This is a genomic window from Halomonas sp. G11 (assembly GCF_001663515.1).
Taxonomy (GTDB): domain Bacteria; phylum Pseudomonadota; class Gammaproteobacteria; order Pseudomonadales; family Halomonadaceae; genus Vreelandella.
Map to the genome: position 1 here is coordinate 132,944 of NZ_LYXG01000012.1, position 11,976 is coordinate 144,919.

At 58.2% G+C, this 11,976-nt stretch carries 12 protein-coding genes; 3 read left to right on the forward strand and 9 right to left on the reverse strand.

Features of this window, described 5'->3' with window-relative positions; all coding sequences use genetic code 11:
- Positions 1 to 23: 23 nt before the first annotated feature.
- Entirely contained in the window at positions 24 to 2,366 is a 2,343-nt protein-coding gene (locus ADS46_RS06565; RefSeq protein WP_066317890.1) for a Tex family protein, read from the reverse strand.
- Positions 2,367 to 2,446: 80 nt separating this feature from the next.
- On the reverse strand, positions 2,447 to 2,713 hold the full coding sequence (locus tag ADS46_RS06570) for a DUF1127 domain-containing protein (RefSeq protein WP_066317892.1): 267 nt from the start codon (positions 2,711 to 2,713) through the stop codon (positions 2,447 to 2,449).
- Positions 2,714 to 2,847: 134 nt separating this feature from the next.
- Between ADS46_RS06570 and ADS46_RS06575 the strand changes: the two genes are divergently transcribed.
- The gene (locus ADS46_RS06575; protein ID WP_066317895.1) at positions 2,848 to 3,708 is read left to right on the forward strand and encodes a LysR substrate-binding domain-containing protein; all 861 of its coding nucleotides are present in this window, start codon (positions 2,848 to 2,850) and stop codon (positions 3,706 to 3,708) included.
- Positions 3,709 to 3,720: 12 nt separating this feature from the next.
- Here ADS46_RS06575 and msrB read toward each other — a convergent pair whose 3' ends face one another.
- The 5 genes from msrB to yrfG form a co-directional block, all read right to left on the reverse strand.
- The gene (gene msrB / locus ADS46_RS06580) at positions 3,721 to 4,218 is read right to left on the reverse strand and encodes a peptide-methionine (R)-S-oxide reductase MsrB (protein ID WP_066317897.1); all 498 of its coding nucleotides are present in this window, start codon (positions 4,216 to 4,218) and stop codon (positions 3,721 to 3,723) included.
- A gap of 119 nt (positions 4,219 to 4,337) precedes the next feature.
- On the reverse strand, positions 4,338 to 5,894 hold the full coding sequence (locus tag ADS46_RS06585) for a phosphoenolpyruvate carboxykinase (RefSeq protein WP_066317899.1): 1,557 nt from the start codon (positions 5,892 to 5,894) through the stop codon (positions 4,338 to 4,340).
- A 289-nt stretch (positions 5,895 to 6,183) separates the two neighbouring features.
- Positions 6,184 to 7,059, reverse strand: coding sequence for an Hsp33 family molecular chaperone HslO (gene hslO, locus ADS46_RS06590; RefSeq protein WP_066317900.1), 876 nt, complete (start codon positions 7,057 to 7,059; stop codon positions 6,184 to 6,186).
- A gap of 48 nt (positions 7,060 to 7,107) precedes the next feature.
- Complete coding sequence (hslR, locus tag ADS46_RS06595) at positions 7,108 to 7,497, reverse strand: ribosome-associated heat shock protein Hsp15 (protein ID WP_066317902.1); 390 nt, start codon at positions 7,495 to 7,497, stop codon at positions 7,108 to 7,110.
- 18 nt (positions 7,498 to 7,515) lie between these two features.
- A complete protein-coding gene (yrfG, locus tag ADS46_RS06600; RefSeq protein ID WP_066317904.1) occupies positions 7,516 to 8,169 on the reverse strand; it encodes a GMP/IMP nucleotidase in 654 nt (217 codons plus the stop codon).
- Between the two features lie 72 nt (positions 8,170 to 8,241).
- Here yrfG and nudE point away from each other — a divergent pair, with 72 nt between their 5' ends.
- Complete coding sequence (gene nudE / locus ADS46_RS06605; protein WP_066317905.1) at positions 8,242 to 8,856, forward strand: ADP compounds hydrolase NudE; 615 nt, start codon at positions 8,242 to 8,244, stop codon at positions 8,854 to 8,856.
- Positions 8,857 to 8,896: 40 nt separating this feature from the next.
- Here the strand turns inward: nudE and ADS46_RS06610 are convergent, their stop codons facing one another.
- The gene (locus ADS46_RS06610) at positions 8,897 to 9,955 is read right to left on the reverse strand and encodes an oxidoreductase (protein WP_066317907.1); all 1,059 of its coding nucleotides are present in this window, start codon (positions 9,953 to 9,955) and stop codon (positions 8,897 to 8,899) included.
- A gap of 121 nt (positions 9,956 to 10,076) precedes the next feature.
- Between ADS46_RS06610 and ADS46_RS06615 the strand changes: the two genes are divergently transcribed.
- On the forward strand, positions 10,077 to 10,856 hold the full coding sequence (locus ADS46_RS06615; RefSeq protein WP_066317914.1) for a CLCA_X family protein: 780 nt from the start codon (positions 10,077 to 10,079) through the stop codon (positions 10,854 to 10,856).
- Between the two features lie 20 nt (positions 10,857 to 10,876).
- Here ADS46_RS06615 and ADS46_RS06620 read toward each other — a convergent pair whose 3' ends face one another.
- Positions 10,877 to 11,842 carry a zinc-binding metallopeptidase family protein gene (locus tag ADS46_RS06620; RefSeq protein WP_066317915.1) on the reverse strand — a complete coding sequence of 322 codons (966 nt, stop codon included), beginning with the start codon at positions 11,840 to 11,842 and terminating at the stop codon, positions 10,877 to 10,879.
- Between the last annotated feature and the right edge of the window lie 134 nt (positions 11,843 to 11,976).

Sequence of the window (11,976 nt, forward strand, 5' to 3'; positions counted from 1 at the left end):
CGTTCAACTTTCAAGCCACGCGACTATTTGTCCTGCCTGGCTTTCAGCAAGGCCGCTCCCAGGGCGCCTACCGCTGCGGGCGTTTCGTTGGCCTTTTTCGTCGGCCGCTGGCTGCGCGATGGTTTGCGCGGCTCCTTATCCCTGGAAGGGCCAGCGTCATTTGGCTCGCGTTCCGGCTCATCGTCCAGACGCATGGAGAGCCCTACCCGCTTGCGCGGAATATCCACGCTCATGACTTTGACAGTGACGATATCACCGGCTTTGACCACACTGCGCGGATCGTCGATAAAGCGGTGGGATAGCGCCGAGATATGCACCAGGCCATCCTGATGAACGCCGATATCCACAAAGGCACCGAAATGGGTCACGTTGGTGACCGTGCCTTCCAGCACCATTCCCTGCGATAAGTCGTTGAGGGTTTCGACCCCTTCGCGGAACTCGGCGGCCTTGAATTCGGGCCTGGGGTCGCGGCCAGGTTTATCCAGCTCCGCCAGGATGTCGCTCACCGTGGGCACACCAAAGCGCTCATCGGCAAAGTCGGCGGGATTTAGTGACTTGAGGGTGGCGCTATCGCCAATCAGCCCTTTGACATCGCGGCCGCTTTGCTTCGCCATACGCTCCACCACCACGTAGGCCTCTGGGTGAACGGCACTGGCATCCAGCGGATTGTCGGCGTTACTGATACGCAAGAAACCGGCGCACTGCTCGAACGTCTTGGGGCCAAGACGACTGACCTCGAGGAGCGCCTGACGGCTTTTGAAGGCTCCCTGGACGTTGCGCTGGGCAACCACATTCTCGGCGATGGCAGCGCTCAACCCGGCCACTCGCGACAGCAGCGCGCTCGATGCGGTATTCAAATCCACGCCCACCGCATTCACACAATCCTCGATGACCGCCTCCAGGCTACGGGACAGCTGAATTTGCGAGACATCGTGCTGGTACTGACCAACCCCAATCGACTTGGGCTCGATCTTGACCAGCTCGGCCAGCGGGTCCTGCAAACGGCGGGCGATCGACACAGCGCCGCGCACCGTCACGTCCAGGTCCGGGAGCTCTCTGGAAGCGTATTCCGAGGCGGAGTAAACCGAAGCTCCCGCCTCGCTGACCATGACCTTGCTGAGCCGATGGTCAGGCGCCAGCGCCTTGAGCAGCTCTCCTGCCAGCTTGTCGGTTTCACGGCTGGCGGTACCGTTACCCACGGCAATCAATTGAACGCCGTGCTGTTTGACCAGCTTCGCGAGCACGCCAAGCGCGTCGTCCCAACGCTTCTGCGGCGCATGAGGGTAAATCGTTGCCTGGTCGACAAACTGACCGGTGGCATCGACAACGGCTACTTTGCAGCCGGTTCGCAGGCCCGGGTCAATCGCCAGGGTGACTTTCGGCCCTGCCGGTGCGGCCAGCAGCAGGTCCTTGAGGTTGGCCGCAAAGACGTCAATCGCGGTTTGTTCTGCTGTCTCACGCAGGCGGCCCAGCAGTTCGGTTTCCAGCGCCGTATAGAGTTTGACGCGCCACGTCCAGCGCACCACTTCCACCAGCCATTTATCGGCGGCACGGCCCTGGTCGCTGATGCCGAGGTGTTTGGCAATCGCCACCTGGGCAGGGTGAACAGGCGCTTCGTCTTCGCCCGGCAGGCGAATGGCGAGGCTCAACACGCCCTCGTTACGGCCACGGAACATGGCCAGCGCGCGGTGCGATGGCACTTTGGCAAGCTTTTCGTCGTGCTCGAAATAATCGGCGAACTTGGCGCCCTCCTGCTGCTTACCGTCCAGCACCCGGGCACTTAATTCACCTTCCTGCCAGAGCCGCTCGCGAAGCTGGCCGATCAGGTCGGGGTCTTCGGCAAAACGTTCCATCAAAATCTGCTTGGCCCCGTCAAGGGCTGCCTTGGCGTCTTCAATCGCCGGAATATCGCCCTCTGCCGGGCGCAGATAATCGGCCGCCTCGCTTTCAGGGTCGAGCGTTGGATCGCCAAGCAGGGCATCCGCCAGCGGCTCTAAACCGGCTTCACGGGCAATTTGCGCTTTGGTACGGCGTTTTTTCTTGAACGGCAGGTATAAATCTTCCAGACGCTGTTTGGTCTGCGCATCATCAATCGCTGCTTTGAGCGTCGCGTCCAGCTTACCTTGCTCATCAATAGCCGCCAGAATCGCGCTGCGGCGCTCTTCCAGCTCGCGCAGGTAGCGTAGGCGTTCATCCAGTTGGCGTAATTGACTGTCGTCCAGCGCGCCGGTGACTTCCTTGCGATAACGGGCGATAAACGGCACGGTAGCGCCACCATCAATAAGCTCTACCGTGGCCGCCACTTGTTCGGGGCGAACGCTCAGCTCGTCGGCCAAGCGGGCAATAATTCGCTGATTAACATCCATAAATGGCAACTAACTCATGCAGCACTTTTTAGTGCCTACAAGGTACCACAATCCCGCTCTGACTGGCATGAATCGAGACATCAACGACGCCACCCGCGGTCGTCCCAGAACGGACGACGGGATTCGCGCCTAACAGCCTCACGATTCAGTCCAATATCTTTCAGCATGTCGTCACTTAAATAACGTAACGTATTGCGCTCGTGGCGCAGCTGGCGCCAGCGGTATAGCCTTTCCCGCCAGGTTACCCTGCAAGAACGATTCTTTCCCTGCTGGCACTGTTCAAGCGGCTTGGATTCATCGGCCTGATGGCTCTGTTCGGCTTGGCGGCATGATAGCGAGCATTCCATTTCAATCCCTCCTCTCCGGTTAGATCACCCATACGCTCAGCAGGGCAATTTAAGTGTTGAAAGAAGTATTGAACGGCGCCTAAAATCAATCCAACGAATAGTGCTTATGCACAACATCAAGAAGATTGATACCAATGGCAACACTACCGACCATCGATCACGAGCTGCTGCGCACCTTTGTTGCCATTGTGGATCAAGGGGGCTTTACCCGCGCCGCAGCGGCCGTCAACCGCACGCAATCGGCCGTGAGCATGCAAATCAAACGGCTGGAGGAAGACGTGATTCAGCGCCCGCTGTTTGTGCGCCAGAACCGCCAGCTACTGCTGACCAGCGAGGGCAACACCCTGCTCGGCTATGCACGGAAGATTTTATCGCTGCAGGGCGAGGCGCTGACACTGCTTCGCCAACCCGATATGGTGGGCCGCGTCAGGCTGGGCGTGCCCGATGACTATGTGATGCGCTTTTTGCCGGGCATTCTCAAGACGTTTTCACAGGCATGGCCGTTGGTGGATGTGGACGTACACTGTGCGCCCTCCTCCGTACTTTCCCAGCAGCCGCAGGGGAGCCTGGACCTGATCATCATGACCCGGGAAATAGGCGACGAGATTGGCACAATACTAAGACGAGAGCCTACCGTCTGGGTCGCGGCCGAAAGTCACAGCACCCATTTACAGACGCCCGTACCGCTTGCGCTCTTTGAAGCGCCCTGCTTTTGTCGCCGACATGCCTGCAATGCGCTGGACCGTGCAGGCCGTGCCTATCGCGTCGCTTACAGCAGCCCGAGCCTGGCGACACTGCAGGCAGTTGTGGGAGCAGGGCTGGCAGTCTCTGCCTGGATGCGCAGCCTGGTAACCGCCGAGATGCAGATACTGGGTAAAGAGGACGGGTTTCCCGAATTGCCGGAAGCCTCCATCGTGTTGTTGCACACCTCATCCACCCAATCGCCGATTATCGATAGCTTGGCCGAGCATATTGGTGAAGGCTTCAGGCTTTAGAGGCTGCCAGCGTTACGCGGCCACGAACCGTAACGCCACGCCGTTATTGCACCAGCGTAGCCCCGTCGGGTCGGGGCCATCCTCGAACACGTGACCTTGGTGGCCACCGCAGCGGGCACAGTGGTATTCAGTACGCGGCCATACCATTTTGAAATCAAGTTCAGTCAGCAGATGGCCCTCAACATGCTCAAAGAAACTCGGCCAGCCGGTGCCGGATTCGAATTTCATCGCGCTGGTAAACAGCAATAGATCACAGCCCGCACAGCGATACTCGCCTTCCCGCCACTCATCGTCCAGCGGGCTTGAGAAGGCGGGTTCAGTGCCATGATCGCGCAGTACGTCAAAGGCTTTATCGGAAAGCCGTTCACGCCACTCCGCTTCGCTGAGTTCAAGCGGTTCAATATCCGGCGCCGCTTCCAGATCGAGCCTTGGAAAACCAAACGATACACCGGGAAGTACCCCGGCCAGTCCCGTGAAACCGGCAAGGCCTAAAAAGTGACGACGTTTCATGAGTCTGCTCCTGTAGCGATCAAAGACCGGCGAACCCAAAAGGGGTAACGCCGTGGCGCTACCCCTTCAGACACTTTAGTGGTGCTTGCGTTCTAAACCTTACAGGCTAGGCCTCAAGATCAAGTCAACTGCGGACCTGCATTCACAATCGCCTGGTTAACGCCTTCAAATTTCTTGAAGTTATCGACAAACTTGGTAACCAACTCTTGCAGGTGACGGTCATAAGCCGTGCGGTCTTCCCAAGTATCGCGCGGATCAAGCAGGCTTGAATCCACGCCCGGCACCGCGACGGGGACGTCCAGGTTCAATCCATCGATGTGCTTGGTTTGCACATCGCGCAGCACACCGGACTGGATCGCGCTGATAATGGCGCGAGTGGTTGGAATGGAAAAGCGTGCACCGCCCTCACCAAAGGCACCGCCCGTCCAGCCAGTATTCACCAGGTACACCTGAGCGCCTTGCTTATCTACACGCTTGATCAGCAGGTCGGCGTATTCCCGCGCCGGACGCGGGAAAAAGGGAGCGCCGAAACAGGTAGAAAACGTCGCCGCCAGCCCTTCAGAAGAACCCATTTCCGTCGAGCCCACCTTGGCGGTGTAGCCCGACAGGAAGTGATACGCCGCCGCTTCCTTGGAAAGTACCGATACCGGCGGCAGCACGCCGGACATGTCGCAGGTCAAGAACACAATGGCGTTGGGTTCACCCGCAAGGTTTTCCGGCACGCGCTTTTCAACGTGCTCCAGCGGGTAGGCGGCACGCGAGTTCTGGGTCAGGCTATCGTCGATGTAATCCGGCTCGCGACGGTCGTCCAGCACTACGTTTTCCAGCACGGTGCCGAACTTGATGGCGTTCCAGATCACCGGCTCGTTCTTTTCGGACAGGTCGATGCACTTCGCGTAGCAGCCGCCTTCCATGTTGAACACGATACCGTCGCCCCAGGCATGCTCGTCGTCACCGATCAGGTAGCGCGCCGGATCGGCGGAAAGGGTGGTTTTGCCGGTACCGGAAAGGCCGAAGAACAGGCAGGTTTCGCCATCTTCACCCACGTTGGCTGAGCAGTGCATGGGCAGCACATCGGCGTCAGGCAGCAGGAAGTTTTGCACCGAGAACATGGCTTTCTTCATTTCACCTGCGTAGCGCATACCGGCGATAAGCACCTTCTTCTCGGCGAAGTTAATGATTACACACCCTTCGGAGGACGTGCCGTCGCGGCTGGGGTCACAGGCAAAATCGGCGGCGTTGAGAATGGTCCACTCATCTTTGACGGCCGGGTTAAACACCTGAGGCCGCACAAACATGGTACGCCCGAACAGATTTTGCCAGGCGGTTTCCGTTTGAACCCGTACTGGCAGGTAATGAACGTCGTCGCTGCCTACGTGCAACTCGGAAACGAAATGCTCGCGTGCGCCCAGATAATCTTCAACCCGCGACCAGAGCGCCGAGAACTTGTCCGCATCAAAAGGCCGATTGACGCTGCCCCAGTCAATGCTGTCACGAGTAGAGGGTTCATCAACGATAAAGCGGTCTTTCGGTGAACGCCCGGTGCGAATGCCCGTGTTCACTACCAGAGCACCGTTTGCCGACAGGCGGCCTTCGCCACGCGCCACGGCGCGCTCGATCAATTCGGCGCTACAGAGGTTAACGTGGGCTTGATGAGCGGCTTGAGTCGTGGTCATGTCGATTCCTGGATTTTCTCGATTACCGGGCGCCACCGACGCCTTAAAGTTCATCCCGGCACGTGGCTGGGCGCTTAAGTCCGGCGCATTATGGCAAAAAGAAAGCCCCCGGAAAACGGGGGCTAGAAGCAAATATGTTGTAGTTAAACTACAACATTGACACTATATTTTGTGTTGCGGCGCAGTATTTTTTCAAACAACTGTTTGGCCAATGAGCCCAAGTGACTGGTATGGCTCGCGCCCGTCAGTGGCGTTTTAAACATGGGTCTTTACCGACATGACTACAAAATCAATGGATCGTGGGTGACGGCGCGTCAGGGTTGTCCAATAAACTTTCAATATCCGCGGCCGTGTAGTGATATTTCGTGTGGCAAAAGTGGCACTGGGTATTGATTTCACCCTGTTCGCGCAAAATATCCCGCAGCTCGGCACCACCCAGTGTCAACAATCCGCTACTCATACGCTCGCGAGAGCAGGTACAGCCAAAGCGCAGCGCTTTCGGCTCGAAGACGCGCACTGTCTCCTCATGATAGAGCCGGTACAGCACTTCACGCTGCTCAAGACCCAGCAACTCTTCGGGCTTGATGGTATCGGCCAGGTGCACGCTGCGCTCCCAGGCGTCCACGTCCTGGTTCTGGGAGGCGTCCGGCAGGCGCTGCAGCAGCAAGCCCCCTGCCCGCTCACCGTCCGCGGCCAGCCATAGCCGTGTGGGCAGTTGCTCCGACTGGCTGAAATAGGCCTCCAGACATCCACTCAAGGTATCGTGATCAAGTGCAACCACCCCCTGATAGCGATTGCCGCCGCGGGGGTCGAGGGTAATCACGATCTGCCCGTCACCGACCAGGTCACGAAAGCTGGCGTGCTCACTGGGTAAAGCGCCGCCATCGGCAATCCGGGCAATGGCCCGCAACTCGCCACCTGGGTTGGATTCCGCCATCAACAGCGACAGTTCGCCCTGGCCACGAACTTCTATGCTGAGGGTCCCGTCCAGCTTTACGGTATCCGTCAGCAATGCAACGGCGGCCAATAATTCGCCCAGCAGCTGGTTGACTGCAGGTGGGTAGGCATGACGGTCAAGCACTTCATGGTAGGCGTTGGATAGCGTCACGATTTCGCCGCGCACATTGGTTTGGTCAAACAGGAAACGTTGGATTTGGTCAGACATAAGACAACCGTTGGGGGAAATAAAAAAAGGAACCGACGAGCGGGGAGCTCAGCCCCCTTGCTCGCGTTGGAAACGCTGGATATCGCGGCGTTGTTTTTTGTCAGGCCGCTTGATCGGATGCTGCATGACTTCGTTGTTCAACCGCCGTGCCTCGGCCTCACGGGCGCGGCGCTCAACGCTTTCCTGGGTTTCGGCGTACAGTTTGCGGGCTTCGGGAGCACCCTTCCGCTGATCTGACAACGCGGTCACTTCTACCTCGTACACGTCCCAGCCCTGGGGCACCTTGATCAGTGCACCCAACTCAACGTTTTTGCTGGTTTTGGCGCGGGTGCCGTCGTATTGCACCTTGCCACCTTCGATGGCCTTCTTGGCCAGCGCGCGGGTTTTAAAGAACCGCGCGGCCCACAGCCATTTATCCAAGCGAACGCTATCGCTCATTAACGCTCTCCTTGCTGCTCAAGCATGCGGCAGCAGTTGGGCAAATCGGTCCAGGGCGACAAATTCCTCAAGCGCCTTTTCAGGCCGCTGGCTATCGGGCTGCTTGATGCCCATCAGATAGCGGATACCAAAGGTCCGGGCGCTGGCAAGCACGTGAGGGTTGTCGTCGATAAATAATGTTCTCGCGGGATCGAACGGTTCGAGCGCCTGCAGCGCTGACCAAAACGCCTGCTCTTCTTTTGCCGCACCGACGTCTTCCGATGAAATGATGGCATCCAGGTAGTTTTCCAACCCCGTGAGCGGCAGCTTGAGGGCCAGGCTGGCCCGGTCAGCATTGGTTGCCAGTATCACACGCGGATGGGCCTGCTTGAGCCAGGTCAGAAAATCCAGGGCGTCGCCGCGCAGGCCGATCAGGTGCTGCACCTCGCGCTTGAGTGCCACGATATCGACGCCCAGCTCGCGGCTCCAATAGGCTAAACTGTACCAGTTAAGCGTACCCTGCTCGCCGATAATACGGGCACGAATCGTGTCCTGGGAGGCTTCATCCAACTGATGAAGTTCCACGTAGCGGCGTGGTAAATGCTCTAGCCAGAAGTGGCTGTCAAAGTGCAGGTCCAGCAGCGTACCGTCCATGTCCAATAGCACGGTATCAATTTCACTCCACTCGATCATTGCCACTCCCATCGTGAAAGTTATAAGCGTGCTATTGTAGCCCAACTGCCGTTTACCAGCCATGGAGGCTCGATGTCCCAACACGACTCAACCGCCGATCACACCTCGCCCGGCTATCTGAAAAAACCGCAGATCACGGCGCGCAATACCGTGGCACAAAGTCGCTTGTTTCAGATTGAAGCGCTGGACTTGTGCTTCTCCAACGGCGAGGAGCGTCAGTTTGAGCGCTTGACCGGTGCCGATAGAGGCGCGGTAATGATCGTCGCCATGCCCGACCCGGAACACGTGTTGTTGATCCGCGAATACGCAGCGGGCTTCGAAGATTACGTGCTGACATTACCCAAAGGCTTGGTAGACCCTGGCGAAGACATCGTCACCGCGGCTAATCGGGAATTAATGGAAGAATGCGGCTTCGGTGCGCATCACCTTGAGCCACTCGCCGAGCTTTCCCTGGCGCCCAATTATATGCGCCACCGGATGCAGGTATTGCTGGCGACTGACCTTTACCCCAAGCGACTTCCGGGCGACGAGCCCGAGCCATTGATCGTGGAAACCCATGCGCTGGAAGAACTTCCCGCCTTGTTAATGCGGGAGGATTTTCATGAAGCACGGGCAATCGCCGCGCTGTACATTGCCCGCGATAAACTTCGTGAAGATAAACGCAATAGCGCGACGAATCTGCTTTGAAACAGGACGACCCGCCGATCGTCCCAGTCTTGCATCATGCTTAGAGATGATTTTTCAGCGAGATCCAGCGCCGTTGGCGATGGCTGTCAAGGCCAGCTTCCAGAAGTGACATGCTGCGCAGCGCATCGTCAATACTCACCGGCATGGGCGCTTCATCGAGGAGCGCACGGGCGACCCCCTGGTAATACGCCAGGTAATCGCCATGCTGGGTGGGGTATTCGTGGCTTACCAGTGGGGCGCTTTCTCCCTCGCCTTCCCGCAGCGTCAGCGTACCGTGCTGGTTATCTTCGCCCCACTGGGAGGTAGGCGACTCACCGGCTTTCAAGCGATCTTCCTGAGGGTCCAGGCCGTACTTGACGAAACTTCCCTGGGTGCCATGAATCCGGAAGCGCGGCGTGGGTTCAGCCACCAGGGTGCCCGCCGCAAGCGTGACGCGAAACCCTTCATACTCAAGCAGGGCCAGGAAGTCATCATCGGCCTTGGCCCCATCACGCAACGCGTCCAGTTCCAGCAAAATGGCGCTTGGCATGCCAAACAGTTCGCAGGCTTGATCCAGAAGATGTGGCCCCAGGTCATACCAGATACCGCCGCCTGGCGTCGCCTTTTCCCGCCAGCGATCGCGCACTTCAGGCCGGAAACGATCAAAATGCGACTCAAACCCGGTCACGCGCCCAAGCGTACCCGCCTCAAGCAGTGCCTTGATGGTCAGGAAGTCGCTGTCCCAACGCCGGTTATGGAACACCGACACCCTTCGCTCCTTGTCCGTCGCTAATGCTTTTAGCTGCTTGGCTTCAGAAAGCGTAACGGTAAAGGGTTTATCGACCACCACATGCTTGCCTGCCGTCAGTGCCGCCTTGGCAAGCGGAAAGTGGGTGTCATTGGGTGTAGGAATCACGATCAGGTCGATATCCTTGCGCTCGCATAACGCCACCGCTTTGCTTTCGACCTCGACATCGGGCAGGTCGGCATGCACTTTTGCTGCATCGCTCGAGGAGACAGCGACCAGATCCAGACCTTCGGTCGCCTGAATCAGCGGGGCATGAAACGTTTTGCTGGCAAAACCGTAGCCGACAAGGCCTACATTAATACTCGACTTCATTGCATTCCTTACTGGTCAATACAGGCGTTGGTCGATTGTGGCACGCACACACCGCGCAAACCAGATGCTTAAACGATATCATGAGGCTACGACGTCTCTTGCCCCCTGAGCGAGCCATACCGTGAGTATCAGTGCACGTGAATTTTATCGTAACGGACCGATCCACCGCCAAGCGCACGCCAGTAGCTTTGCGCTGATTCGTCGCCAGTTTGATTTTCGTTCTATCGAGATTGGCCGTTGGGTGACCAACGCCGAACGCGACCGTGCAGCGGAACTTTTCCACGATGCGCTATGCGATTTAATGTTGATTTTGCGGGGACCTGAAGCATTGATTTCGCTACGCGGCTCGCTCGCCTTGCAGTACGGTAGCGGCGGTAGGCCGGGCGTGTCCGCCCATTACGACCCCAGCCAGCGCAGCTTTGCACTGGCCAAAAACGCGGGCCCCGGAAGTATCGCTCACGAGTGGTTTCATGCATTCGATCACTACATTGTCACCAAGTGCTTTCGCGGCACGCCAAGCGGCCTGTTTGCCTCGACTGCCTGGCTTGCGGATGCCAAGCCTGTTCCCCATCCACTTAATGATCGGTTAATGCACTGCTTTCAGGCCATTTTACTGCAGCCGGAAGGCGACCAGCCGAGCGAGCTTTTCAGGCACTCTGCCCGGATGGATAAACAACTTGGCCAGCTGTACTACAGCCGCCCCGAAGAACTCTGCGCCCGCGCTTTCGAAGCCTTTGTACAGGATGCCTCCATCACCAACCACTTTCTGGTCAAGGGCAGCAAGGCCTCGCCGGAAGCCGCAAAGGGGCTATATCCCCAAGGCGAGCAGCGCGAACGCATCAATCGGCTATTTGACGACTATTTCTCGACATTAGGCACGGCACTGCGCCAAGAGCATTGAGCCTCTGCCCTCCGAGGCGTTTAAAGCCCCTGCGCGCCGCGCCTTAACCAGTTATGCACAAAGGCCAGCTTGTGACGCGCATGCTCCGAGAGCACAAACGGATAAAGATCCGATAACCCCATAGAGCGATTGATGTGGTTGACACCCACGGTCACGGAGGCGGCAATGTGAATCAACTGGCCTGCGTCAGGCTCCGAATACGGGTCCCAACCGGCGCTGGGTATTTGCGGCGACGACAGGCCTGTGGCGACAAAACTATCGGCAATATCGGTCAGATGAAGCAGGTGCGCCGCCGTTTCGGCCCAGTCTTCGTGGGGATGCGCTGAAGCGTAACTCGTCAGATAATGCTGCTTCCACTCCGGCGGTGGCCCATTTTCATAGTGGTAACGCAACGCGGCTGGATAATCGATCCGCTCGTCGCCGAACATGGCGCGGAAGGCATCCAGAAAATCCTCGCGCAGGCTCAACCGCCACCACAGCATGTGGGCAATTTCATGGCGCATATGGCCAATCATGGTCCGGTAAGGCTCTTCCAGGGCTTCTCGGCGCGTGGTGAGCAGCACCGGGTCCATTTCCGCAACGCTGATGGTCACCACACCCTGCGCATGCCCCATGGGAACAGGGGTAGGGCCTTCAGCAAGCAGATGAAACACAGGCCGCGCCCCCGGATCTTCGGGCCGGAACCAGTGCCAGCGTCCCAGGTTATCCAACACCCAGCGCTTGGCCGCTTCGGTCTGCGCCCAGTTCGGGATGGCATCGGGGATGGAAGGATCAGGCGCCAGTGCCGTCATGGCGCAGGACCGGCAAAACGCCCCCTCCTCTGGCGCTATCCAGTTGCAGCCGATTCTTTCCCGGTTGGCGCAAAAGGGAGGCATCGGCACGAACGCCCGCGCCTGGGGATCATAGCCGACAGGGGTGCCGTCTGCGGTGCTGAGATTGTCGAACCAGAGATTCCCCGTGCCGACGGGATTGGCGAAAACACGCATAAGATGACGACTCCGAAATGAACATTACGACCATCTTGCGCGCCCAGGCCGCTCCCCCACAAGTGGCTGGACATAAATAGCAGTTGATCCGCCTCTGTATCACCAAGTTATCCCCTGGCAAGGGGTCATGAGTG